Origin of the sequence: Enterococcus italicus DSM 15952, assembly GCF_000185365.1 — a bacterium.
GTDB lineage: Bacteria > Bacillota > Bacilli > Lactobacillales > Enterococcaceae > Enterococcus_G > Enterococcus_G italicus.
This window is the reverse complement of record NZ_GL622241.1, coordinates 295,443-319,467: the sequence shown is the minus strand read 5'-3', so window position 1 is coordinate 319,467 and position 24,025 is coordinate 295,443. Positions and strand designations below refer to the sequence as shown.

The window sequence follows — 24,025 nt, the reverse complement described above, 5'->3', positions numbered from 1 at the left end:
ATTAAGCAGTTATGTAGCTATAAGGGAGTCGAAATAATTGAAGGGCACATAATGCCGGACCATGTACATTTACTTTTAAGTATTCCACCAAAAATAAGTGTGTCAAGTTTTATGGGGTATCTGAAAGGAAAGAGCGCGTTGATGATGTTTGACAAGCATGCAAACCTAAAATACAAATTTGGCAATCGTCATTTTTGGTCGGAAGGATACTATGCGAGTACAGTTGGTCTTAATGAAGCGACCATCAAAAAATATATTCAAGAACAGGAAAACCATGATATAGCACTAGATAAGTTAAGTGTTCGAGAACATGAAGACCCTTTTAAGGGTTAAGAAGTGATAGAGTTGTCTCTTTAGAGATAGCAAAAGTGACAAAACCAATGTGGCTTGAACAAGGTGAAAGCCAGCGCCTTGAAACGCTGGCTAGTAGCAGAGGCTTATAGCCTCAGAGCAAACCACCCTTTTGAAGGGTGGTTATGATTTAATTTCTGATTATTTGGGCGAAAAACTCGGCTCTTGAGTGCCGAGATGAAAGCCCTCTTTAATTATTTTTTTATAAGCACTAAGGTATTCCTACGTTACACATGGTGTGGTATAATATAGTTAGAGGTGTTTATATGAAAGATAATACTCGCTTTACATATGGTAGAACTTCTGTCTACAATTTAAACTACCATTTAATCTGGAGAACAAAATATCGTAAAAAAGTATTGCAAGGCCAAATTGAATCTGACCTTAAAAAAATACTCTATGAAGTAGCAGATGAATATGGATTTACTATCTCCCACATGGAAATAGGATTGGATGACCATATTCACCTTTTAGTATCTGCTCCGCCAAAATTGTCTGTAACAAATATTGTTCGATGGTTAAAAGGTGTTAGTGCTAGAAAATTATTTCAATTACATCCTGAACTTAAAACATCGTATTGGTTGTCCGAAGGAGATAGACATCTTTGGGCACCTAGTTATTTTGTTGAAAGCATAGGGTCTACAAACGAACAAGCTGTTGCTAAATACATTGATGACCAACGTAAAAAGGAGATGAATCAAGATGAAACTTAAAGGCGTTAAAATAAAATTAAAACTCAATGAAAGCCAAAAGAATCAGATTGATATAAATATTAGCCTCCGGCGTTTTGTTAAAAATCAATTATTAAACATGCAACAAACTCGTTATCGTAACGGTGGGAATTATACATCTAAATTCGGTATGATTTATTGCTTAAAAGCATTAAAAATTGAGTTTCCATTTTTAAGACAAGCAGAAAGTACTTGCCTAGAATATGCCTGCGCCGATTTAGACCAGTCATACCAACGCTTTTTTAAAAACCAAAATGATAGTCCTAAATTTGAAAGTAGAAAAAGACCACATAACAGTTACAAATCAAAATGTATCAATAACAATATTCAAGTTGTTGATAATCACGCAATTAAACTTCCAAAATTAGGAGTAGTAAAGGCCTACGGCTTAAATCGAATTAACGGAAGAATTAAAAGCGTTGTTGTCCATAAAGAACCAGCAGGAATCTATACAGCTACAATCCAAGTAGAGCACGAACCAGTTGAGCTACCTAAAACCAACAAACAAGTTGGATTAGACTTAGGTTTGGCGGATTTAGTCATTCAATCCGATGGTTTCAAACTTAAAAATAAAAAGTTTGAACGTTCGTTAGCGAAAAAGCGTCATGTCTGGGAACGAAAACTAGCTAGACGTCGATTGCAAGCTAAGAAAAAAATAGAAGTTGCTCAAAAATCTGGTATTGAATTAGAATGGTCTTCCTTTAAAAACGTTGAAAAAGCCCGTAAAATGGTTGCGAAAATCAATCGCAAAATTGCGAATCAACGAGAAGATTATCTTCAAAAATACACCACACAATTAGTTAAAAAATTTGACTTAATCGTTATGGAAGATTTGAAAACCAAAAATCTTATGAAAAATAAACGATTGTCACGTTCAATAGCTGACTCTTCGTGGGCAAAAATTAAAACCATGCTTCAATACAAATGTGATTGGTATGGAAAAGAATTAATTCTTGTTGCACCTCAATACACAAGTCAAAACTGTTCATCTTGTGGAAAAAACACTGGTAAAAAGCCACTCCATATTCGTGAATTTACTTGCCCACATTGTGGGGTTCACCATGACAGAGATATAAATGCTGGAATTAACATTTTAAACAAAGCGTTGGCCCAACGTTAAAGGGTTTAGGTATGGGACAGTCTATCTAAAAAGATAGTTTGCCTTGGTTAATAAGAGAAACCGCTGTTAAGTAAAAGAAATCTATTTACAAAACAAGTATGCTCTGTTCCCAGAAGCTCTGGTCATTTATGACCGAGCAGTCCCCTAGAAAAATTGACGCATAATGTCTTTCAACGGAGGTAAGGTTGGGAATTTATGATCTTTCAGGACCGTTTCAAACGTGAATTTTGCATAACCTTGGGCTTCATCCATCACAATTTTTCCTGGTAAAGGTGCATCGTCTTCCACGTAAACATTGACAAGGGTTGGTTTGCTGACATCTGCTAATTTTGGTAAAAGTGCGTCGAGTTCGGCGGCGGTTTTGACGGTGTAGCCGACGCCACCACAGGCTTCCGCTACTTTTGCAAAGTCAATGTCTTCTAAATCAATGCCATAGTTGCGTTGACCAGCGGATTGTTGTTCCACTTCGATAAAGGCTAGCTTTTGATTGTTGACAACAAATTGGATCAGGGGTAACTGGTATTTTGTTGCCGTGACGAAATCTTGCATGACCATCGCAAACGCGCCATCACCTGCCACAGCGAGTACTTGTCGTTCGGGTTCATTGATTTTTGCGGCAATGGCTCCTGGCAAGGCACAACCCATCGTTCCTAACCAAGCAGAAATCAAGTAGTCTTGCCCAGGTTGTACCCGCAAGAAACGCGCACCCCAAGAGGTGGACGTCCCCACATCAATCGAAAAGACGGCATTGGGTTTGGCGATGGATTCGATGGCATTGAATAAATAAGAAGGGTGAACAAAATCACCAGTGGTATTTTGGCGTTGCTCTTGCATCCAATCATTCCAATGGCCCATCGTTTGTTGGCAAGCTTGTAAAAAGGTATCTGTTGTACGAATGGCACCTTGCGCATTCATTGCCGTTAAGAAATCTGCAACACGGCCTTCAATGGCTAATTCAATCGGGAATCGTTTGCCGAAGCGTTCAGGGACGATGTCAACTTGGACGGCTTTACAAGTGCTTGGATCAGGTAAATAATCGACATAAGGGTAATTCGTGCCCAATAAGAGGAGAAAATCCGCTTCTTTCATTGCTTCATAAGCGGGTTTTGTTCCTAGTTTGCCCACATTTCCTAAAGAATTCGGGTGGTTGTCCGCAACGGTTCCTTTGCTGGGCATTGTTTGAACCAAAGGAATGTGATTGGTTTCGATAAAGGTGGTTAGCGCTTCTCCGGCACCTTTTGCTCCAACCCCTGATAGCACGATTGGTTTTTTACTTTCTTTTAGTAAACGAGTTACTTCGGCAATTTTATCCGCTTCAATCGTTGGGGTGCTGAAAAGATTCGCTTCACCAGCGAGTGCACGATAGGTGTCAGGAATGTCTTCATCGGGCAGGTCATCGGGAATGGTCAGGACGGCCACACCTTTTTGACGCATAGCAGTCCGGATGGCTTCATCGACAATTCTTGGCAAGGAGGCAGCGGATTGAATTTCTTTATTATAAACAGCCACATCTTCCAACAGTGCGGCAGTATTGACTTCTTGAAAATAATCACTATTGATTAAACTGGATTTGACTTGGCCAATCAACGCTAGGACTGGTACATGATCCATTTTGGCATCATAAAGCCCGTTTAATAAGTGAATGGCTCCCGGACCTCCAATGGACAAACACACGCCAACCGTTCCTGTTAGTTTGGCTTCACTTGTTGCAGCTAGGGAAGCCACTTCTTCATGACGTACTTGAATAAAGTCGATTTCTTCATCGTGACGATGCAAGGCGTCAATCGTGGTGTCTATCGAATCGCCAGGTAATCCATAGACGCGTTTCACTCCCCAATCCAATAAGACATTGATCATTGCTTCAGATGCTTTGATTTTTTTCATCGGCTCTTCACCAATCCTTTCGTTTCATCTATTTATACTAGGGTACTCACGCTTTTTTCTCAACTAATAGGCTCAATTTAGCAGGAGGGACTTCAAAAAACGCCATTTGTCACTCCCTATAAAAATCCGTATAATGGGTTTGAAGAAAAAATCTGGCATAAAGGAGCAGAGCATGAAGAAAAAACCTATAGCAGCCTGGATTTTATTGGGATTTACGCTTTTCTTTGGCTTGTTAGCGGGAGGGATATGGTTACTTATGGATCAATCAGCGAAACAGACCGTCATGAATTCAACAACCCAAGAAACAAAACATACGAAAGATACAGCCACAGTCAGTAGCACAAGTCAGCCTGCAAAAGAGGATGTGTCAAAACAAACCGTGGACGAATTACTCAGTCAGATGAGTTTGGCAGAGAAAGTCGGGCAACTCTTTTTTGTCCGCGTCCCAGAAACGAATCAAATCGCAGACATTCAGGAGTACCACTTAGGAGGATATGTGTTATTTGGTCGGGATGTGGACAAGGAGTCGATTGAGGGGTTAAAAGGCAAAATTCGATCTTATCAAGCGGCCAGTAGCATTCCACTATTGATTGGTTCAGATGAAGAAGGGGGGGCGGTGACACGCATTAGTCGCAATACCAATTTAGTGAAGACCCCCTTTGAATCACCGCAGACCATTTACCAAGAAAGTGGCTTAGCAGGCATTGTTGCTGATACTCAGCGCAAAAGTAAAATTTTAAAAGCCTTTGGAATTCAGACGGGGCTGTTTCCGGTGGCGGATGTGGCGACTGATCCGCAAGCCTTCATCTATGACCGGACATTGGGAATGGATGCACAGACGACCAGTGAATATGTGAAAACCGTGGTGCAGACGTTAAAAGAAGAACACGTTGGCTCGACGTTAAAACATTTTCCAGGCTATGGGAACAACCGGGATTCACATGTGGAGATTGTGACTGATACTCGCTCACTGGAAGAGTTACGTCAGTCGGATTTTTTGCCCTTTAAAGCAGGGATTGAAGCTGGGGCTGACAGTGTCTTGGTGAATCACAACATTGTCACCAGTATCGATGCCACGCAACCGGCCTCGATTTCGCCCGCGGTTCACCGGTTGTTGCGGCAAGAGTTGGGCTTTCAAGGCGTGATTATGACGGATGATATGGATATGGCAGGGTTAGCGGACTTCATTAGTCAAGAAGAAGCGGGCTTAAAGGCCTTGCAAGCGGGCAATGATTTGGTCATGTCTTCAAGTTATGCTACGCAAATTCCGTACGTCATTCAAGCCGTGAAAGCAGGACAATATAGCGAAAGTGAGTTAAATCAAGCGGTCAAACGGGTATTAGCATGGAAACAAGCTTTGGGTCTTTTCGCACAGTAACAAAAACTGTCGCAGAGGTGCCATTCATGAGAGGAATTGAAAAAGGCCTGTCAACAGAGAGCATTCTGTTGGCAGGCTTTTTTGGTATCAAGTAAAAAGCGATTAGTCTTCAAATTGGGCATGGTACAACTCATAGTACCATCCTTTGGCTTGGAGCAAGCTTTCATGGGTGCCTTGTTCGACAATTTGGCCTTGGTCCATCACCAATATTTTATCCGCGTTGCGAATGGTGGAGAGGCGATGGGCAATCACGAAGCTCGTGTGGCCTTTCATCATTTCCAGAAAAGCGGCTTGGATTTTGCCTTCAGTTAGCGTATCAACTGAGCTAGTTGCTTCATCTAAAATCAACAAATCGGGTTGACTAATCATGGTACGAGCGATGGTCAGGAGTTGACGCTGCCCATCTGAAATTTTGAGGCGCTGACTTCCCAAATGGGTGCCCAGTTTTTCAGGCAAGCGTTGCACAAAATCGTACATGTACGTTTTTTTCAAGGCCTGATAGAGTTCTTCGTCACTTGCCTCAGGGCGCCCATATGCCAAGTTTTCGCGAATGGTTCCATCAAAGAGCCAAGTTTCTTGGAGAACCATGCCAAATTTCCGCCGCAATTGATCACGGTTGACGGTCGCAATGGGTTGCCCATCGAGGGTGATTTGTCCACTGGTCACTTCATAAAAACGCATGAGCAAATTCACCAAGGTTGATTTCCCCGCACCAGTTTTCCCGACAATCGCGACGGTTTCGCCAGGATAGGCCGTAAAATCAAAGTCGCGAATCAAGGGCTGATTAGGTGAATACGAGAAGGCCACTTGACGAAAGGCAATTTCGCCTTGGACGGTAGCCAAGGCTGGACACAAAGGCTGGTCCTCTTCCACTGGTTGCCCCATCAAATCAAAGGTCCGCCTTAAGCCAGCGAGGGCCGTTTGGATTGGGGTAATCATCCCCGAAATTTCAATAAACGGTTTGGTAAATTGACTTTCATAAATCGTAAAGCTGGAGATGATACCAATCGTTACAGCCGTTTCTCCTTTAAGCATTAACCAGCCACCCGCAAAGCCGACAGCGACATAGGCTAAGTGGTCCACAAAACGTGAGAGCGGATTGGTCAGCGAAGAGGAGAATTGGGCTTTTTGGCCTACTTGATTGAGCTCTTCGTTAATTTCTTCAAAAATCAGTTGGTTACGTGCTTCTCGGTGAAAGGCTTTGACAATTTTTTGGTTGCCGACCATTTCACTAATAAAACTAGAGATGGCCCCGACGCTTTTTTGTTGCGCGGCAAAGTTGGCTTGAGAAGCACGGGCCACGCTCCAATTGACGAAGAAGATAATGGGTGTCGACAGCAACACGACCCAAGTTAAGGTCAGGCTCATCTGTAACATCAAGACCAAAGCGAGACAGACCACCGCTACTCCAGAAAAGAGCTGGTTGAAGACACTGGAGACGGCTAAGGAAATGGCGTCGATGTCATTGGTAAAGCGGCTAACGATGCTGCCATGTGCTTCTTGGTCATAATAGCGCAAAGGCAACCGATTCAGATGATCAAAGGCCTCCTTGCGTAATTGCGTAGCAGCTCCATAGGCGACGCGATTGCCTAGTCGTTGAATCAACCACTGGCTGACAACATTGACCAAAATACAACCAGCAAATAGGAGCAATTCACGGGTCAAACCACCAAAGTCGACACGCCCTTTGCCGAGCATTTTGTCAATGGCCCGACCAATTTCCAAGCTCATCAATACCGCGCTTAGGCCATTAATAATGCCCAGCACAATTGCCAGAATATTTTCTTTTCGATACTTGAGTAAATAAGGAAGAAACGGGCGAAACGCAGAAAAATCTGTTTTTCTTGGTTGCATTAGTCGGTCACCTCCGCTTGTGATTGGACGATTTCTCGGTATTCTGAAGAAGCATCAAGGAGTTCCTCATGGGTACCTTGAGCCAATAAGCGGCCGTTATCCATCACCAAAATTTGGTCGGCTTCTTGAATGGAGCGCACTCGTTGTGAAATAATCAGGACGGTACCTGGTTGGGTTTGCAAAGCACGCCGCAACGCTAAATCCGTCTTGTAGTCCAACGCGCTGAGGGAGTCGTCAAGAATTAAGATGGCAGGTTTGGCAATGACCGCGCGCGCGATGGTTAACCGTTGGCGTTGCCCACCAGAAAAGTTTTTGCCCCCTTCTTGAATAAGGGTATCCAGCTGCTTCGGCAAGGACTGGACAAAATCGGTTGCTTGAGCAATCGCTAAGGCTTGCCAACAGTCATCATCGGAAGCAGTGGCTTTGCCCCACTGGAGATTTTCGCGAATCGTGCCATGAAAGAGGACGGCCGTTTGAGGGACCATCGCAATTTGTGTGCGCAAGGTGGTCAACGAAAAATCTGCGACAGGTCGTTGATCCAATAAGACCCGACCAGCTGATGCTTCATAAAACCGGGGAATCAATTGCGTTAAAGTAGACTTACCGCTACCTGTTGGGCCAATCAATCCAATAGTTTGGTTTGGTTTTACCGTAAAAGAAATATCGGACAAAGCCGAGCCATAGGTGGGGCCATAGCGAAACGACACCTTCTCAAAAGCCAGTCCGCCTTTTAGTGTTTCAGTCGGGGCAGCACCACAATCAACAATGGCTGGCTGAACGGCTAGCACCTCATTGATTCGTTCCGCGGAAGCCGCAGCCCGCGTGAAGATTACCACCAGATTGGAAACAACTATCAGCGCTAGCAACATTTGATTCATGTAATTCACGAGCGCGAGTAATTGCCCTTGTTGCAGGTGTCCCGCATTGACTTTCCACCCACCTAGATAAAAAAGGCCAATAATTCCAACATTCATCAATAACGTCGTCGCCGGGGTCAGTAATGCTTGCAAGTTGCCCACGCGCACGTAGACATTGTTTAAGGAATCGGTCGCGTCATGAAAGGTTTCTTTTTGCTGATCCGTCCGAGCAAATGCCCGAATGACCCGCACACCGCTCAAGTTTTGACTAACCAATTCATTCAAATGATCCAGCTGACCTTGCACTTTTTTGTACAAAGGAATCGAGCGACTAATCATAAAATAGAGCACCAAGCAAAATAACGGCAAGACCAATAAAAACAACAAGCCCGCTTGCCAATCAATGACAAAAGCCATCACAATCGCACCGATACTTAAAAAAGGCGCCCGTACGACTAAGCGAATCAACATCGCCAATGCCAATTGTAACTGATTCACATCGTTGGTCATGCGAGTAATCAATGTATCTGTGCCAAATTGATTTAACTCCTCGTGAGAGAGTTGGTTGATTTTTTTGAGTAGTTGATTGCGTAACTCAGTGCCGAATCCTTGTGACGCCACCGACGCAAAATATTGACAGACCACAGCAAAGAGAAGTCCGATTACCGACATGGCAGCCATCCAGACCGCCATTTGAACCACGACCGGCCAGTTGCTTTTTTTTATGCCTTCGTCAATTAAGCGTGCCATCTGCCAAGGCAAAATCAATTCAAAGACGGCTTCTAAAAATTTAAATACCGGACCCAAGATTAATTGCTTCCGGTACTCTTTTGCATACTTCAAGAGAGAAAACATGTAACAAACCTCCTACATACCGCTTTGTCTCTTTAGTGTACTATAAGATACGAAAAGAGGGTATGTTTGAAAAAAAAAGAAAGACATTCAGAAAAACAGCAAAAACATTTCTTTTGTTATTGAAAATGCACAAATTTTGTCCTAAGATGAAATCAACGAATGGCAGACATTCGTAAGGAGGAATCAAATATGGAGTGGATAAAATTAATCGGGATTGTGATTATTGTTGTCGGGTTTGTATTGAAACTAGACACCATTGCAGTCGTTATTATTGCCGGTTTTGCAACAGCACTTGTTTCTGGGATTACCCCAGTCGAATTTTTACAACATTTGGGTCAAGCCTTTGTTGATCAACGGTTGGTCACCATTTTCTTTATTACCCTACCATTGATTGGCTTATCAGAACGCCACGGCTTAAAAGAACAAGCCGTCATGCTAATCAAAAAGATCAAAGGCTTAACCACGGGGACATTTTTGACTATCTACTTAATTATTCGTGAAGTAGCAGGCCTGTTTTCGATTCGTTTAGGCGGACATCCCCAATTTGTCCGTCCGTTGGTACAACCAATGGCTGAAGCAGCTGCTGAAGCGAAGTATGGGGAAATCACGGAAGAGGAAAAAGAAACCATCAAAGCTAAATCCGCAGCGATGGAAAATTACGGGAACTTCTATGGACAAAATACGTTCTTGGCTTCTTCAGGCGTCTTATTGATTGCCAGCACGCTTGATTCACTGGGCTACAAGATTTCTGGTTGGGACATCGCCCAAGCATCTATTCCCGTTGCGGTCATCATGATTGTTTTCGGGGCATTGAACAATGTCTATTACGATCGTCAATTAAAGAAAAAATATACACAGAAAGGGGACAAATAAGCGATGACTACACCAACGTTTTGGGACAATGTCTTAGAATTTTTCTACGTTTTAATTGGTCTCCAACTGGGTTACACTGCCTACAAAGCCTTCACAGACCAAACCAATCAAAAGCGGATAGGTACAGGTCTTTTTTGGTTAGACTTAGGGCTTTTATTTGCCCTTGGCAAGGTATTGCCGACCGTTGTTTCGGGAGTACTGGTTGTCTTTTTAGGAATTGTGACCATCATCAATCAGTTTGAAGCCGGCAAATTTGCGAATTTTTCGATGGATGCACTCGTAGCCAATGCCAAACGCTACCGCAACTGGGTCTTTTTCCCTGTATTGTGCTTGGCAATTGTTTCGATGCTCTTGGCAAAATTTATTCCCGATTCCAGCAAAGTGGCCATTGGGTTCGCTGCGGTGATTGGAACGGTCTTTGCATGGCTTATTTTTCGCGGATCGTTCAAAGCAACGATGGCCGAAAGTGATCGAATGATTCAATCCATGGGAACTTCTGGGGTCCTACCTCAACTTTTAGCGGCATTAGGCGTGATTTTTTCAATCTCTGGCGTAGGGACAGTCATTGCGGATGCAATTGGCGGGGTCGTACCAGAGGGGAGTCGCTTCTTTGGCGTCGTAGCTTATGTCTTAGGCATGGTCTTGTTTACCGCGATTATGGGCAACGCCTTTGCGGCTTTTACGGTCATTACTGCCGGCATCGGTATTCCATTTGTCATTGCGCAAGGTGCTAACCCAGCCATCGCTGGAGCGCTTGCGATGACCGCTGGCTATTGTGGAACCTTATTGACCCCGATGGCTGCGAACTTCAATGCATTGCCTGCTTCTTTAATGGAAATGAAGAACCCTTATGGCGTCATCAAAGAGCAAGCACCCATGGCGACACTGATGATTGTAGTTCATATTGTCTTAATGTATTTCTGGGCTTTTTAGAAAAAAGAAAGGAAGAACACAACGATGAATATTTTAGTAACGGGCTTTGATCCTTTTGGTGAAGACCAAACCAATCCAGCAATTGAGGCTGTCAAACGCCTACCAGATACCATTGCAGGAGCAGCAATCACCAAATTAGAAATTCCGACTGTCTTTCACAAAAGTGCAGCGGTCGTCAAAGAAGCACTGCAAAAAAAAGACTACAACTATGTCTTAGCAGTCGGTCAAGCAGGGGGACGCTTCGACTTAACCTTTGAACGCGTAGCCATTAACGTCGATGATGCCCGCATTGCCGACAACGAAGGCCAACAACCCATTGATGTTCCCATTCAAGCAGAGGGGGCCAATGCGTATTTTACACAACACCCAGTCAAAGCTATGGTAACGGCCGTGAAAGAAGCCGGCATTCCCGCTTCGGTCTCCAATTCAGCAGGAACCTTTGTCTGCAACCATATCATGTATCAATGCCTGTACCTAACACACACGGACTTTCCCAAGGTCAAAGCAGGCTTTATGCATGTCCCATTTTTACCAGAACAAGTACTAAACCGTTCCGATACACCATCCATGAGTTTGGAAAATATTGTTGCCGGCTTAACGGCTGCGATTGCTCAAATGGTTGCTTTTGATGGCAAAGAAGATGTGAAAATCATTGGCGGAACCACGCATTAAGTCAGTCATTCTTAGGTTATAGCAAAAATGAACCACCCAATTGAAACAAAACAGCTCCTTTCGACACACTGTTTCTGTGTAGAAGGGAGCTGTTTTGCTGATTATTTAGTGCATTAAATCGAAAAAAATGTGCACATTTCTGAAATATCTTCTAAAATAGTTAGGTTGCTAACTATGGAAGGAGCAGAGAATGAATTTCGGGAAATTGATTAAAATAGCGAGTATTCAATTAGCTCGTGAAATGGATACCTTTGCCCATCAATATCAATTGACGGGCACGCAAATGAGTATTTTGAATTATCTATATGAACACTCAGGAGAAGACATATCACAAAAAGATTTAGTGACAGAATTTGGTGTGAAAGGGTCAACCATGTCGGTGATTGTTCACCGGATGGAAGAACGTAATTTGGTGACCCGCCAAATAGTAGGGCGCCAAAAATACCTCAACTTGACACCCAATGCTCAGACCTATATTACAGCGATACAAAATTTTTTTCAAAAAGACAATGAACGATTAATTGCTGGCTTTGACACAAACGAATTAGCCGTAATTGCAAAGTTTTTGCAACAAATAGGAGGAAAACATGACTGAACAACAAATGACCAATCAACAACAACCAACGGTACCCAAAAAGGTGGTGCGCATGATTGTGGCTGCTGCTTTAATGGGCTTTGCCGGTATTATGAGCGAAACAGCCATGAATGTCACCTTTCCCAAGCTAAGCCAAATCTTTCACGTCAGTATGGAAACCCTAGCGTGGGTAACCACCATTTATTTATTAATGGTCGCCATTATGATGACCTTATCCGCCTATTTAAGGAGACGCTTCTCCCAACGTCAGTTATTTCTAGCATCTGTCGGCATCTTTGTCATCGGCACCTTGATTGGTGGCACGGCGGTCACCTTTCCGATTCTTTTAGTCGGCCGCGTTTTACAAGGCGTGGCGGCCGGCATTGCCCTACCCTTAACCTTTAACATTATTTTGGAACAAGTTCCCCTAGCCAAACTTGGCACCTGGATGGGCTTTGGTTCATTAGTTGTATCCATCGCCCCGTCCATTGGTCCAACGTATGGTGGTTTACTAGTCGACTCGTTGGGTTGGCGTGCCATTTTCTTTTTCGTCTTACTTTTAGTTGCCGTTTCTTTTTTTCTTGGCATCACTAGTTTTGAAAAAAAAGAACCCATCGACAAAACAGCCAAACTCGATTGGCTACAATTTTTATTACTAGCTTGTGCGTTAACGACTAGTCTAATCTTTGTATCTGGATTAGAAACAGGGAAGGTCAATCTTCCAGTGTTAGTCCTCTTTTTTGCCACTTTCTTTTTATTTATTTGGAAATCACTAACGAGTAAGCAAGAATTTTTAAATATCCGCTTATTTGCTAAACCCGTCTTCCTCTATGCCATTATTCCATTTGTGTTGTACCAGTTTGCGAATATTGGTGGCAATTATTTGATTCCCAACTATTTACAATTGGGATTTGGTGTATCCAGCATCTTAGCCGGCTTTGCTCTATTACCCGGATCATTGCTTGCAGCCCTTTTAAATCCCTGGTTTGGCAAACTGTACGATGAAAGAGGAGCAAAATTGCCACTATACCTTGGAAATTTGTTATTCACCATCAGTCTTTTGGTGATGTGTCTGTTTGCTCATTCATTAGGTATGGTACTGTTAACCATCATCTATGTGATATTTTCTTTTGGTCGCGTCATGGCATTTGGTAACATACAAACGACCACAATTGCGCATTTATCAAAAGAAGAGGGTCCCCACGCATTAGCATTGTTTCAAATGATGAACCAATATGGCGGTTCGATTGGGACCGCTGTTGTGGCCTTGATTTCCAGTAGTCAAGCCAATATTAAAGATGCGTTCCAGCAGACCAATCTCTTGTTCATCACCTTTGGCTTAGTGAGTTTTGGTCTCTTTTTCTTAATGTTTCGCACAAAAGAGTACACTGCACCTGTCCAAACAGAAAAGCCTTCAAATGAAATATAGTCAGTAGATAAAAGCCAGCATAAAACAACCGGTGAATTGGATGTATTGTGCTGGTTTCTTAAGTTTTTTTCGGTTGCGAACGGGGTGGCTACATGTAAGAAATTTAGTGAAACGAGCAAGCCCCTATAACGAATATTTTCATAAAATGTATAAAAACAATGCAAAGAATAGTAAGATAGACTTACTAGATAGAGTAGATTATTTTGGCTTTTACGTACTAGAAAAGCAAGACGATCTGCCTGAAATACATCGAATGAAAGAAGGGCCTGCATGAAATATTACGAAGCATTTTTGGAAAATATCAAGCTACGGCGCATTGTTGTGCTGCTTGTACTGATTGGGGGAATCTATATTCTACGGAGCATGCTGACCTTATTGTTCCTAACCTTTATTTTTACTTTTTTGGCATATAAGTCCGTCAAAAAGCTTAAAAAGCTCATTCCCATTTCCTCGACCATTTTGGTTGTTGCTATTTATGGTCTGATTGTACTTGGCATGTACCTTGTTGTAACCAAATACGTTCCAATTGTGATAGATCAATCGATTATGATGGTGGATTCTCTCGTACGCTTTTACCAACACAATCCGAAAAATTCCGATAGCTTTTTCCGAGCTGCGCATGAAGTAATCGATCAGTTTAATCTATTGGAATATTTGAAAAATCGGTTAACGATTGTTTTAGACTATATCCAAAGCTTTGGAAAAGTAACGATTGCCGCGATGATGGCTTTTATTCTGAGCTTTTTCTTTTTAATAGAAGAAAAGCGTACATTTGAGTTCTCACGCCTCTTTTTACACGGCGAGTTTGCTTGGTTTTTTCAAGATTTGCATTACTTTTTTGTCAAATTTTCCAACACGTTTGGCGTAGTGATTGAAGCCCAACTTTTTATTGCATTAATTAATACGGTTTTAACATGCCTTGCGTTGGTTGCGATGAACTTTACACAGATCCCCAGTTTGGTGGTGATGATTTTTATTCTCAGTTTGATTCCCGTCGCAGGTGTGATTATTTCAACTATCCCATTATCGATTATCGCTTATTCGACAGGTGGCATGAATGATGTCGTTATTATTTTATTGGTTATTCTAGCGATACACCTCTTGGAATCGTATTTCTTGAATCCCAAATTAATGTCTAGCAAGACTGAAATTCCCATTTTCTTTACATTTGTCATCTTGCTCTTTAGTGAGCACTACTTTGGTGTTTGGGGCTTAGTGATGGGGATTCCAGTCTTCACCTTTATCTTTGATTTGTTAAAAATTAAAAATCCAGCTGGCCGTCTGACACCCAAGATGATGAAGTTTCCTCGGAAGAAAGAAGAATGATAACAAAAAGTCTCCTTACTGAAACAGTTAGGGAGGCTTTTACACTTCTTGGAGCAGAAAGTAGACCCACAGAGTAAATACGCACAATCTTTTATCATTTTGGGATGCCAAGCAACTTGAACCCCACTTTAAGTTGAAAATTTAACTTCTTGTCTAGCTAGCATACCAAATTGGAAGCCAATTTGGTTGGAATGCAATTCAGTTTCTCACTCGGAATGTTACGATTTCATTACAATGAAAAAGGCATGAGAATAAGTTTTCAATTCAATCTTTCTTATTTTTTATCAAAACAACAAAATTCTGTAACAATCTGTAAAGAAATTGCAATCAGGCATACACGCAACTTTTGTATAATTATTAAGGAAATCTCGTGAGCAGAGACAGGGGTAACAGAAAAGAAATGAAAAGTGGAAAGGTGTGGGCTAGAGTGAAAGGAAAAAAACTCGCGTTCGCTGCAGGCGCAATGATCGTATTCAGTACCTTCGTACCAGTAATAGCACAAGCTGAATCACTTGATGAATTGAATCAGCAGGAGCAACAAGTTACCAAAGAGAGTGCGACCATTAGTGCCGAGGTACAACTCGCATTAACAGATGTGAATCAAACCTATGCAAAAGTAGAAAAGATTAAAAGTCAAATCAGTGAAAACGAGACTGAATTAGCCGATACAAAGCAACAAATTACCGATAAAGAAGCAACGATTGCCAAGCGAAAAGCCGTTATGGCCGAACGATTGCGCAACTTGCAAATGAGCGATGCAACAGATAGCAAGCTCGAGCTATTACTAAATGCCGATAGCATCCAAGATTTTGTGAACAGTGTCTATGCAATCAGCGTTATGCAAAGCTCTGAGAAAGCCACTGTTGAAAGCCTAAACAAAGACGTCAATCAGCTAGAGACGCTAAAAGCCAAAGCCGAAGCGACGCAAGCAACCTTAGAAGCCAATCAAGCAAGTTTGGAAACACAAGCTGCGACTTTACATACTAAGGTGAAAAACTTACAAACACAACTCGCTGAAAAACAAGACGTCTTGCAGTCAATCGCCAATAGCAAGGCCGTCGAAATGGCGCGACTAAAAGCCGAATCCGAGCGTGCAGCCAAAGAAAAAGCGGAACAAGAGGCTGCCGAAAAAGCAGCCGCCGAAGCCGCGAAAAAAGAACAAGAAAAACAAGCACAAGCTGCGACCAAAACAACTAGTGAAGCCACAACTGATAGTAAAACAAGCAGTAGTCAAACAACCAATAGTTCGACAAGTAGTTCATCTACCCAAGCAACTAGTAGTTCAAGTAGTACTTCCACCAGCACAACTAGCTCAAGCTCAGAACAAACGACAGAATCAAGCTCAACAACGAGCTCAACGAGTACCTCAAGTTCCAATAAAGTACTCTATATGCAATCAACCGCCTATTCTTATTCAGAAACAGGCTATAGCATCACCGCTAGTGGCTTAGATCTTCGTCAAAACCCAATGGCTGTGGCAGTCGATACGAGTGTTATTCCATTAGGTACCATGGTAGAAGTCGAAGGCTACGGGATTGCGATTGCTGCCGATACTGGTGGTGCCATCAAAGGAAACATTATCGATGTTCATTTCAACACGGTCGAGCAGTGCCGGCAATGGGGCCGCCGTTATAATGTTAAAGTAACCATATTAGGATAATGTAAAAAAAAGAGTAATCCAACCAAAAGTCGCATTGCTCTTTTTATCCAATGTTTTAAATAACGATTGAAATAATTTGTTATTTTATGAAATAATCAAATAAAGCGAAAAAATTTTTAAATACGATAAACATTTGAAAATAAAGGCATAAAGCGTAATAAGACGAACATTTTTACGTTATTTTCAGTTTTTTGAGTGATAAAAAGGCTCTCTCATGTTTTTTTAATCAAATTGTTTTGACTTATACTTTGCTATTCGGTAACATATATTTATTAGTGGGGAAAAGTACATTATTCACAAAAACTTAATATAGTAATATAGTAGGAGGAAAACCATCTCGATGAGTAGAGCAGTTACTAAGAGTTTCGGAGTGGGGATTATGGCTATCGGCGCTGCAGCTATTTGTATAGCTGGCTATCAATATAGCAAAGGCCAGCAAGTCAATCAGCAAGTCGCCTATGCAAAGTCATCCGTTACTAGCCAAAAAGCACAGCTCACAAGTGCAGAACAAACGATTCAAACATTCTATATATCGCAAGAAAGTGGCATCTTAAGCGACAAAGTAACCGATGAAACAATCGACACAGTAACCAATCAATTAGGCGGTGTCCAGACGACAGCCGAAGCATTCGGTATTACCGAATCTCAACTACCTACTGAAATAAAAAACCTAGATAAAACCAAAGGAACACTCCTAAGCGAGATACAAGCAATCAAAGAAAAACGTAGCCTACAGACGAAAATTGATGCATTGTTCGAACAAGCTGTCAATTGGACGACTTACGCCGACCCAGCAGCGATTAATGAAAAAACTACTGCAACAGCTATTAGCGAACTAAAAGATAGCGTGAACATCTTGGATAAAGATAGTTGGCAAACCTTGGCTAACCAGTACTTAGATGAAGCAGCGAGTCAACGAACGACGATTGATACGATCCAAGCTGCCATCGATAAAATGTATCAAAACGGCACAGCGACTACGGAAGCTACTTATGATGCCTATCTTCCGTTAGCCACAGATATTGATGCCGTCAAAAATCAAACCGTACGGCAAACCTTTGTTCAGACGTTAAACGCCATTAATGAACAAATGGGATTTGGGGCACCAGTTCAATAACGGATTCGAACAATCGGAGGAAGAAGCATGGCTGAAAAGCGAAGAAAAAAACATAAAAGTAGTAAACGTAGTATCTGGAAAAAAGTGATGATCACCATTATTGCTCTAGTAGGTGTGCTCATTGTCGCAATCGGAATTGTTTTTGCAAAACTCTATTCTGATGTATCGAAATCGGCGAAAGCTACCTACGCCAGTGTCGAACGGACAGCCACAAGTGCCGATCGAGATAGTGAAGTCGACTTAAGCAAGAAGGAACCCTTTAGCGTGCTCTTACTGGGTGTGGATACAGGAGCACTAGGTCGGACATATAAAGGCCGATCAGACTCGATGATGGTCGCGACAGTTAACCCAAATGACAATAAGACACTCTTAGTTAGTCTCGAGCGTGATACCTATGCGACAATCGTCGGCCATGGCACAGAAGATAAAATCAACCATGCATATGCATTCGGTGGAGCGGGGATGTCGATGGATACAGTCTCCAACCTTCTAGATATCCCTATCGATCACTACATCGTCATTAATATGGAAGGTATCCAACAATTAGTCGATGCAGTCGGTGGTGTGGATGTCAATAATACGTTGAAGTTTGATTACACACAAGATGACGTGACGTATACCTATGATATCGGGAAAATTCATCTTGAAGGAATGAAAGCACTCGGATATCTACGCATGCGCTATGATGATCCAGAAGGTGACTATGGTCGTCAAAGAAGACAGAGAGCGGTGGTCACAGCGATTGCCAAAAAAGTACTATCACTTAATGGTGTCACTCAGTATAAAGCTTTACTTGATGCGATGGAAGACAATGTCTTGACTGACTTGACCTTTGATCAAATGAAGCAGATTGCCTTAGACTATCGAGATGCCTTCAAGACGATTGATCCGCAACAATTAAAAGGTACCGGCTTTATGCAAGATGGCGTCTCTTACCAACGTGTGAGTGAGGAAGACTTGAAAGCAATGCAAGACCAACTAAAAACCGAACTAGAGATAAACCAATAGGAAAGTGGAGAAAAGATGGAGAAGACCTATACAGTAAAACAACTTTTAGATATGTTTAAAAAACATATTCAGCTGATTTTGACTTGCATGTTTGCCGGCTTAGCATTGTCGGGTGTCGTGACATTCTTTATTGTCACGCCAAAATATAGCTCACAAGCACAATTAGTAGTGACATTGCCACAATCAGACAGTACCAATGTAAATGATGTAAATAGTAACTTACAGATGATTAATACATACAAAGATTTTATCGTCAGTGATTTAGTATTAAATCAAGTACAGAGCCGCTTAGATACACAGTATAAGATTGCAATGGAACCCAAAGAAATAAAAAAACTTATTTCTGTAGAGCAGAGCCAAAATTCACAAATGTTTTCCATTATCGTTACGACGACAAAATCAGTAGAAGCAGCCCATATTGCTAATACGGTTGCAAAAACATTTCAAGATAATGCCAAAGACGTGTTGAATGTCGATCGTATCACCATTACATCAAGTGCCGTCGCAGAATCTGATCCTGTATCACCGAATAAAAAGCTATTTTTAGCTGCAGGACTGATTTTAGGAGCATTAATAGGAATCATTGGCACACTACTGATTGAATTAATGGACCGTACAGTCAAAGATGCAACATTCTTAACAGAAGAATTGGGCTTCACGTTATTAGGAACTGTACCTGACATTTCGGATAAAGATATCGCAGTAAATATTAAAAAGACACGCAAATTAGTGGATGGTGAATTATCTCAAGCTGCCACACAAAAAACAGAATCTTCTACGGAACCAAGACGTAGACGTTCACGAGTATAGGAGGAGAAAAAATGGCAAAGAATAACAAACGCGGGACAGAAACTAAGCCCGTCAGCTTAATTACATTAATAGATAAGTCTTCTCCTATCTCAGAACAATATCGAACGATTCGGACCAATATTCAATTTGCGTCGACAGTCGATCATGAGATTAAAACAATCGTAGTGACCTCATCAGGAGCTGGTGAAGGGAAATCGACTACTGCAGCGAATTTAGCCGTTGTCTTTGCAAATGCAGGTCAAAGGGTATTATTAGTCGATGCTGATTTGCGTAAGCCGACAGTGCATAAGACTTTCCATTTACAAAACAATGTAGGTTTTAGTAATTTGCTAAGTACCAAAGAAACAATGAGTAACGTTATCCAAGCATCAGTCGTTCCTAATCTATCGCTATTAACAAGTGGTCCGAAGCCACCAAATCCATCAGAATTATTGAGCACAGCTAGAATGGATCAATTAATCAGGGAATTAAGAGGCGCATTTGACTTAGTAATTTTCGATATGCCACCTATCGTTCAAGTGACCGATGCGCAAATCATGGCATCAAAAGTCGATGGCACGATGCTAGTTGTCAGAGAGGACGTTTCAAGCAAGGATGCAGTCGTAAAAGCACAAAAATTACTTCAGATGGTCAATGCAAATATTTTGGGTGCAATTTACCATGGAACGAAAAATGCAGTGGACCAAGGATATTACTACTACGGGTCATAATAATAATTAGGAGAAGATGGGTATGATTGATTTACATTGCCATATTTTACCAGGCATCGATGATGGAGCGAAGACAGTAGAAGACAGTATTGCGATGGCTCAGAAAGCTATTAGTCAAGGCATTACACATATTTTGTGTACGCCGCACCATCTGAATGGAAAGTATACGAATCCAGCGAGCGATGTAATTACAAGAGTCGCTCGACTTCAGGAAGAATTTGATCAGAGAAATCTACCCATCACCCTACTTGAGGGGCAAGAAATTCGTATCAACGGATTATTAATGGATAAATTAGAGGAACATGATTTATTATTTACCGATTTAGACAATACGTATCTGTTGATTGAATTTCCTACTTTGGATGTACCAGCATATACGGAGCAATTGTTTTTTGAACTGATGAGCAAAGGGCATATACCAGTTATCGTACACCCGGAAAGAAATGCCAAATTCCGCGAGGATCCCAATCGCCTGATACCATTTCTTGATATGGGAGTCTTGACGCAATTAACGGCACCGAGTATTGTTGGTATTTTTGGCAAAGACATTCAAAAAACAGCCATGAGTATGATGGAAAGTAATATGTTACATATGGTAGCAAGTGATGCTCACGGTGTAAATACTCGTAATTTTTATTTAAAAGAAGCTTATGAAAAAATTGAAAAAGAATTTGGTAAAAGCCGAGTCCAAGCCATGCAACAAGTCACGAAGGATTTGGTTAATGGTGATCAACCTGTATTGCCAGAATATTCAGAAATACGTAAGAAAAGGTTTGGTTTATTCTAATGAATAAGGAGTTGGAGAAGATGGAATTGGATTTGGGGAAACCAGTTGAAAAGAAGAGTAAATCGAATCAAACACAAAAAAGTATACTAACAAAAGCAGATATTAATACAGGAAAGCCTTTTCTACTCACCAAACGATTCATCGATGTGGTGGGAAGTAGTATAGGGCTTATTTTGACATCACCAATCATGGCATGGGCTATCTATCGTATCAAGAAAGAAGAGAAAGGAAGCCCAGTAATTTTTGCGCAAGAAAGAATAGGTAAAGACGGCAAGTCATTTACGATGTATAAATTCCGATCCATGTGTGTTGATGCGGAAGAACGCCTAGCAGAATTACTTGATCAAAATGAAATTGAAGGGGCAATGTTCAAAATTAAGGATGATCCAAGAGTGACAAAAATAGGCAAACTCCTAAGAAAAACAAGTATCGATGAACTTCCACAACTCTGGAATGTATTAAAAGGAGATATGAGCTTAATCGGACCTAGACCAGGACTATCCAGAGAATTAGTGGAATATGACGAATACGACATGCAACGCTTGTTGGTAAAACCTGGTTGTTCAGGGTTATGGCAAGTGAGTGGCCGAAACGATGTTCACTTTAAAGGAATGGTAGATTTGGATGTGGAGTATATAAAAAATCAAAGCATTTTGAATGATATTCATATTGTTTTAAAAACGGTAAAAATTATGATCAAACCGAATGGAGCTTATTAAATGAAATCGAGAATTTGTATCATTGCCCCTCCGATGAGTGGAAGAGGAGGGACAGAAAGTGCTTTGATTGAATTTACCAATATATTAATTAGAAACAAATATGAAGTAAATCTTTTGTTTCCGGAAGACACGCAGTACAACGAATGGAAAAATGGGTTCATTCAAAGTGATTCATTGCATCTTATTGTTAATAAGCAATATAATAAAGTTGGAAAATCATTATTCATTGCTTATAATCTCTTTAGAATTAAACCTAAATTAGTTGTATGTATGGGACCAAATATGATTAGATTTGTATCGAAAATAAAAAATATATATTAGGGAAAATTAAGATATATTCGTGGGTACACTTTACTTTGAAAAATTTACAATTTATTAATATAAGTCACATGAAATTTGCTGATGAACATTTAGTGATTAGCAATGGTATTAAGCAACAATTAATTGACATGAATATCCCTAAAGAAAGAATACATGTTATCTTTAATTCTGTTAAGCACACCGAATATTCAATTGAATCATCGCGAGATACTTTTCTGAATTTACTTTATGTAGGTAGGATCACATTCGAAGGACAAAAAAATCTAAAATTGGGAATTGATGCGTTATCTAAAGTAGAAATTCCCTGGAAGTTAACTGTCATAGGCAGTGGGAAAGATGAGCGAAAAATAAAAGAGTACATTCAGGCCAAAAATTTACCGGATAATTCAATTAATTGGTTAGGGTGGTCTGATAATCCATGGTTAGATGTTAAGAAAATGGATGCATTACTATTGACTTCTAACTATGAAGGCTTTCCAATGGTATTGTTAGAAGCCTTATCCCGAGGATTACCCTGTATTTCTGCAAATTGTGAAACTGGTCCGTCAGATATAATTAAAAATCAAGTTAACGGTTATTTGTTTGAAATGAATAATTCCGAAGATTTGAAACAAAAATTAGAAATTTTTTATCCAAAAAAGGCTAATTTTGATAGAAATGTAGTGAAAAAAAGTATTTCAACATACTACGAAGAAAATTACGAAAGTAAATTAATAGAGCTATTGAGTTGAATGATATTTTTACAAGAATATGAAATGGTGGAAATTAAAATATGCAAAAATATATATTAACAGGTGCCATAGTAAATAATAATGAGAATAAAACAGCGGGATCAAAAGCAAAAGACGATATCATTACTATTTTAAGTAAACTAGAGGCACCATATAAGAGTATTTTTTTTCAGATAGGTTCTAAAAAAACTACACGTATTGCTTCACTGTTTAAAATTGTTAAGCAATTAAAAACTATACGACAAGAAGACCTTATTGTATATCAATATCCATTTTATAGTCGCTTTACTGAAAATTTCATTTTGGGGCAATTAAAGAAAAAAAAGTGTAAAAAATATATAATAATTCATGATGTCGAGTCACTAAGACTACATTCTGATGATAAAAATTTCAAAGATTGGGAAATTTCTTTTTTTAATCAATTTGATGGAATTATTAGCCATAATTTGGAAATGACTAGATGGCTAACTCAGAATGGTATTCAAACATCAGTTGTTAACTTAGAGTTATTTGATTATATTGTTAGTGAAAATGAGCAGTTGACCGAAAAGAAAGACTTGGAGAACAAAAATTTATTATCTTTTGCAGGAAATTTAGGGAAATCAATTTTTTTGACCAATTTAAAACTTGTAGATTTCAAGTTAGAATTATTTGGAATTAATCCAGCAGATAGCTACGATAGTAACATTATTTACAAAGGATCGGAATTGCCAGAGGAATTACCACTAGTTTTAAATGGGCGGTTTGGTATTGTTTGGGATGGAACGTCAATAGATTACTGTGATGGTATTATGGGGGAATATTTAAAATATAATAATCCGCACAAAGCTTCATTATATTTAGCTGCGGGTATACCAATTATTACGTGGAGTAAATCTGCAATCGGAATGTTTATCACAGAAAAAAAATTGGGCTTTGTAGTAGATTCATTAGTGGAAATAGAAAGTTTATTAAGCAAAATGACAGAAGAAGAATACAAACTTATTCAAAATAATGTTATAGATGTTTCAAGTAAAATAAGTAGTGGCTATTACGTTAAACGGGCGTTGGAAAACTCAATCAAATAATCATTAGGAGTTTATATGCAAATAAAAAATAAATCTATCATGGATACTTTAGTATTTTTGATGGTACTTAGCATTTTTTTGTTATCTAATACAGTATATTCTTTAAAGTTGGGGGGAAGTCTCAATAGGATATTAATTTATATAAATTTACTATTGACTATTACTTGTGGAATTTATGCTATATTTATTTTTTATATTGAAAAAATAAATATTATAAAAATAATAAAAATTGAGTGTGTTTTTATTATATTAAGTCTG

The 24,025-nt window shown here is 40.3% G+C and carries 24 protein-coding genes; 21 read left to right on the top strand and 3 right to left on the bottom strand.

Going from position 1 to position 24,025, the window contains the following annotated elements:
* The 3 genes from tnpA (HMPREF9088_RS01530) to HMPREF9088_RS01520 form a co-directional block, all read left to right on the top strand.
* Positions 1 to 333 (top strand): IS200/IS605 family transposase (gene tnpA, locus HMPREF9088_RS01530; RefSeq protein ID WP_007207345.1); only part of this gene is annotated, 333 nt, incomplete at its 5' end.
* A gap of 284 nt (positions 334 to 617) precedes the next feature.
* Positions 618 to 1,064: an IS200/IS605 family transposase gene (gene tnpA / locus HMPREF9088_RS01525; protein ID WP_040366061.1), complete on the top strand. Its 447-nt coding sequence runs from the start codon at positions 618 to 620 to the stop codon at positions 1,062 to 1,064.
* On the top strand, positions 1,054 to 2,202 hold the full coding sequence (locus HMPREF9088_RS01520; RefSeq protein WP_007207343.1) for an RNA-guided endonuclease TnpB family protein: 1,149 nt from the start codon (positions 1,054 to 1,056) through the stop codon (positions 2,200 to 2,202). Before tnpA (HMPREF9088_RS01525) ends, HMPREF9088_RS01520 begins: the two co-directional genes overlap by 11 nt.
* Before the next feature lie 144 nt (positions 2,203 to 2,346).
* On the opposite strand, the gene HMPREF9088_RS01515 is transcribed toward HMPREF9088_RS01520, so the two are convergent.
* Positions 2,347 to 4,086, bottom strand: a complete 1,740-nt coding sequence (locus tag HMPREF9088_RS01515; protein WP_007207342.1) for a pyruvate oxidase — start codon at positions 4,084 to 4,086, stop codon at positions 2,347 to 2,349.
* Positions 4,087 to 4,258: 172 nt separating this feature from the next.
* On the opposite strand from HMPREF9088_RS01515, the gene HMPREF9088_RS01510 reads away from it, so the two are divergent.
* Complete coding sequence (locus tag HMPREF9088_RS01510) at positions 4,259 to 5,464, top strand: glycoside hydrolase family 3 N-terminal domain-containing protein (RefSeq protein WP_040366060.1); 1,206 nt, start codon at positions 4,259 to 4,261, stop codon at positions 5,462 to 5,464.
* 102 nt (positions 5,465 to 5,566) lie between these two features.
* On the opposite strand, the gene HMPREF9088_RS01505 is transcribed toward HMPREF9088_RS01510, so the two are convergent.
* On the bottom strand, positions 5,567 to 7,318 hold the full coding sequence (locus HMPREF9088_RS01505) for an ABC transporter ATP-binding protein (protein ID WP_007207339.1): 1,752 nt from the start codon (positions 7,316 to 7,318) through the stop codon (positions 5,567 to 5,569).
* Complete coding sequence (locus HMPREF9088_RS01500; RefSeq protein ID WP_007207338.1) at positions 7,318 to 9,030, bottom strand: ABC transporter ATP-binding protein; 1,713 nt, start codon at positions 9,028 to 9,030, stop codon at positions 7,318 to 7,320. Before HMPREF9088_RS01500 ends, HMPREF9088_RS01505 begins: the two co-directional genes overlap by 1 nt.
* 189 nt (positions 9,031 to 9,219) lie before the next feature.
* On the opposite strand from HMPREF9088_RS01500, the gene HMPREF9088_RS01495 reads away from it, so the two are divergent.
* The 17 genes from HMPREF9088_RS01495 to HMPREF9088_RS12210 all read left to right on the top strand — a co-directional run.
* On the top strand, positions 9,220 to 9,903 hold the full coding sequence (locus HMPREF9088_RS01495; RefSeq protein ID WP_040366057.1) for a DUF969 domain-containing protein: 684 nt from the start codon (positions 9,220 to 9,222) through the stop codon (positions 9,901 to 9,903).
* A 3-nt stretch (positions 9,904 to 9,906) separates the two neighbouring features.
* Positions 9,907 to 10,836, top strand: coding sequence for a DUF979 domain-containing protein (locus HMPREF9088_RS01490; protein WP_007207336.1), 930 nt, complete (start codon positions 9,907 to 9,909; stop codon positions 10,834 to 10,836).
* A gap of 24 nt (positions 10,837 to 10,860) precedes the next feature.
* Positions 10,861 to 11,508 carry a pyroglutamyl-peptidase I gene (gene pcp / locus HMPREF9088_RS01485; protein WP_007207335.1) on the top strand — a complete coding sequence of 216 codons (648 nt, stop codon included), beginning with the start codon at positions 10,861 to 10,863 and terminating at the stop codon, positions 11,506 to 11,508.
* A gap of 190 nt (positions 11,509 to 11,698) precedes the next feature.
* Positions 11,699 to 12,103, top strand: coding sequence for a MarR family winged helix-turn-helix transcriptional regulator (locus HMPREF9088_RS01480; RefSeq protein ID WP_007207334.1), 405 nt, complete (start codon positions 11,699 to 11,701; stop codon positions 12,101 to 12,103).
* Positions 12,096 to 13,511, top strand: coding sequence for an MFS transporter (locus tag HMPREF9088_RS01475; RefSeq protein ID WP_007207333.1), 1,416 nt, complete (start codon positions 12,096 to 12,098; stop codon positions 13,509 to 13,511). Before HMPREF9088_RS01480 ends, HMPREF9088_RS01475 begins: the two co-directional genes overlap by 8 nt.
* 270 nt (positions 13,512 to 13,781) lie before the next feature.
* Positions 13,782 to 14,837: an AI-2E family transporter gene (locus tag HMPREF9088_RS01465; RefSeq protein ID WP_007207331.1), complete on the top strand. Its 1,056-nt coding sequence runs from the start codon at positions 13,782 to 13,784 to the stop codon at positions 14,835 to 14,837.
* Positions 14,838 to 15,264: 427 nt separating this feature from the next.
* Positions 15,265 to 16,497, top strand: coding sequence for a 3D domain-containing protein (locus tag HMPREF9088_RS01460; protein ID WP_040367114.1), 1,233 nt, complete (start codon positions 15,265 to 15,267; stop codon positions 16,495 to 16,497).
* Positions 16,498 to 16,837: 340 nt separating this feature from the next.
* A complete protein-coding gene (locus HMPREF9088_RS01455; RefSeq protein WP_007207328.1) occupies positions 16,838 to 17,614 on the top strand; it encodes a hypothetical protein in 777 nt (258 codons plus the stop codon).
* A 27-nt stretch (positions 17,615 to 17,641) separates the two neighbouring features.
* Positions 17,642 to 18,622: an LCP family glycopolymer transferase gene (locus HMPREF9088_RS01450; RefSeq protein WP_007207327.1), complete on the top strand. Its 981-nt coding sequence runs from the start codon at positions 17,642 to 17,644 to the stop codon at positions 18,620 to 18,622.
* A gap of 15 nt (positions 18,623 to 18,637) precedes the next feature.
* The gene (locus tag HMPREF9088_RS01445) at positions 18,638 to 19,432 is read left to right on the top strand and encodes a YveK family protein (protein WP_007207326.1); all 795 of its coding nucleotides are present in this window, start codon (positions 18,638 to 18,640) and stop codon (positions 19,430 to 19,432) included.
* An 11-nt stretch (positions 19,433 to 19,443) separates the two neighbouring features.
* Complete coding sequence (locus tag HMPREF9088_RS01440; protein ID WP_007207325.1) at positions 19,444 to 20,142, top strand: CpsD/CapB family tyrosine-protein kinase; 699 nt, start codon at positions 19,444 to 19,446, stop codon at positions 20,140 to 20,142.
* A 22-nt stretch (positions 20,143 to 20,164) separates the two neighbouring features.
* A complete protein-coding gene (locus tag HMPREF9088_RS01435; protein ID WP_040366051.1) occupies positions 20,165 to 20,929 on the top strand; it encodes a tyrosine-protein phosphatase in 765 nt (254 codons plus the stop codon).
* 20 nt (positions 20,930 to 20,949) lie between these two features.
* A complete protein-coding gene (locus HMPREF9088_RS01430) occupies positions 20,950 to 21,648 on the top strand; it encodes a sugar transferase (RefSeq protein WP_007207323.1) in 699 nt (232 codons plus the stop codon).
* Positions 21,649 to 21,969 carry a glycosyltransferase family protein gene (locus HMPREF9088_RS01425; RefSeq protein WP_007207322.1) on the top strand — a complete coding sequence of 107 codons (321 nt, stop codon included), beginning with the start codon at positions 21,649 to 21,651 and terminating at the stop codon, positions 21,967 to 21,969.
* A gap of 35 nt (positions 21,970 to 22,004) precedes the next feature.
* The gene (locus HMPREF9088_RS01420) at positions 22,005 to 22,700 is read left to right on the top strand and encodes a glycosyltransferase (RefSeq protein WP_155802027.1); all 696 of its coding nucleotides are present in this window, start codon (positions 22,005 to 22,007) and stop codon (positions 22,698 to 22,700) included.
* A 41-nt stretch (positions 22,701 to 22,741) separates the two neighbouring features.
* Positions 22,742 to 23,767, top strand: a complete 1,026-nt coding sequence (locus HMPREF9088_RS01415; RefSeq protein WP_007207320.1) for a glycosyltransferase — start codon at positions 22,742 to 22,744, stop codon at positions 23,765 to 23,767.
* 15 nt (positions 23,768 to 23,782) lie between these two features.
* Positions 23,783 to 24,025: hypothetical protein (locus HMPREF9088_RS12210; RefSeq protein ID WP_007207319.1), on the top strand; the 243-nt coding region annotated here is incomplete at its 3' end.

What these genes read in the sequence shown, in the direction of transcription:
- HMPREF9088_RS01455 (WP_007207328.1), top strand. Translation starts at nt 16,838, where the DNA reads ATGAGTAGAGCAGTTACTAAGAGTTTCGGAGTGGGGATTATGGCTATC.
- HMPREF9088_RS01435 (WP_040366051.1), top strand. Translation starts at nt 20,165, where the DNA reads ATGATTGATTTACATTGCCATATTTTACCAGGCATCGATGATGGAGCG.
- HMPREF9088_RS01490 (WP_007207336.1), top strand. Translation starts at nt 9,907, where the DNA reads ATGACTACACCAACGTTTTGGGACAATGTCTTAGAATTTTTCTACGTT.
- HMPREF9088_RS01520 (WP_007207343.1), top strand. Translation starts at nt 1,054, where the DNA reads ATGAAACTTAAAGGCGTTAAAATAAAATTAAAACTCAATGAAAGCCAA.
- HMPREF9088_RS01445 (WP_007207326.1), top strand. Translation starts at nt 18,638, where the DNA reads ATGGAGAAGACCTATACAGTAAAACAACTTTTAGATATGTTTAAAAAA.
- HMPREF9088_RS01430 (WP_007207323.1), top strand. Translation starts at nt 20,950, where the DNA reads ATGGAATTGGATTTGGGGAAACCAGTTGAAAAGAAGAGTAAATCGAAT.
- HMPREF9088_RS01475 (WP_007207333.1), top strand. Translation starts at nt 12,096, where the DNA reads ATGACTGAACAACAAATGACCAATCAACAACAACCAACGGTACCCAAA.
- HMPREF9088_RS01510 (WP_040366060.1), top strand. Translation starts at nt 4,259, where the DNA reads ATGAAGAAAAAACCTATAGCAGCCTGGATTTTATTGGGATTTACGCTT.
- HMPREF9088_RS01465 (WP_007207331.1), top strand. Translation starts at nt 13,782, where the DNA reads ATGAAATATTACGAAGCATTTTTGGAAAATATCAAGCTACGGCGCATT.
- HMPREF9088_RS01440 (WP_007207325.1), top strand. Translation starts at nt 19,444, where the DNA reads ATGGCAAAGAATAACAAACGCGGGACAGAAACTAAGCCCGTCAGCTTA.
- HMPREF9088_RS01495 (WP_040366057.1), top strand. Translation starts at nt 9,220, where the DNA reads ATGGAGTGGATAAAATTAATCGGGATTGTGATTATTGTTGTCGGGTTT.
- HMPREF9088_RS01515 (WP_007207342.1), bottom strand. Translation starts at nt 4,086, where the DNA reads ATGAAAAAAATCAAAGCATCTGAAGCAATGATCAATGTCTTATTGGAT.
- HMPREF9088_RS01415 (WP_007207320.1), top strand. Translation starts at nt 22,742, where the DNA reads ATGCAAAAATATATATTAACAGGTGCCATAGTAAATAATAATGAGAAT.
- HMPREF9088_RS01450 (WP_007207327.1), top strand. Translation starts at nt 17,642, where the DNA reads ATGGCTGAAAAGCGAAGAAAAAAACATAAAAGTAGTAAACGTAGTATC.
- HMPREF9088_RS01505 (WP_007207339.1), bottom strand. Translation starts at nt 7,318, where the DNA reads ATGCAACCAAGAAAAACAGATTTTTCTGCGTTTCGCCCGTTTCTTCCT.
- pcp (WP_007207335.1), top strand. Translation starts at nt 10,861, where the DNA reads ATGAATATTTTAGTAACGGGCTTTGATCCTTTTGGTGAAGACCAAACC.
- HMPREF9088_RS01480 (WP_007207334.1), top strand. Translation starts at nt 11,699, where the DNA reads ATGAATTTCGGGAAATTGATTAAAATAGCGAGTATTCAATTAGCTCGT.
- HMPREF9088_RS01500 (WP_007207338.1), bottom strand. Translation starts at nt 9,030, where the DNA reads ATGTTTTCTCTCTTGAAGTATGCAAAAGAGTACCGGAAGCAATTAATC.
- HMPREF9088_RS01425 (WP_007207322.1), top strand. Translation starts at nt 21,649, where the DNA reads ATGAAATCGAGAATTTGTATCATTGCCCCTCCGATGAGTGGAAGAGGA.
- tnpA (WP_040366061.1), top strand. Translation starts at nt 618, where the DNA reads ATGAAAGATAATACTCGCTTTACATATGGTAGAACTTCTGTCTACAAT.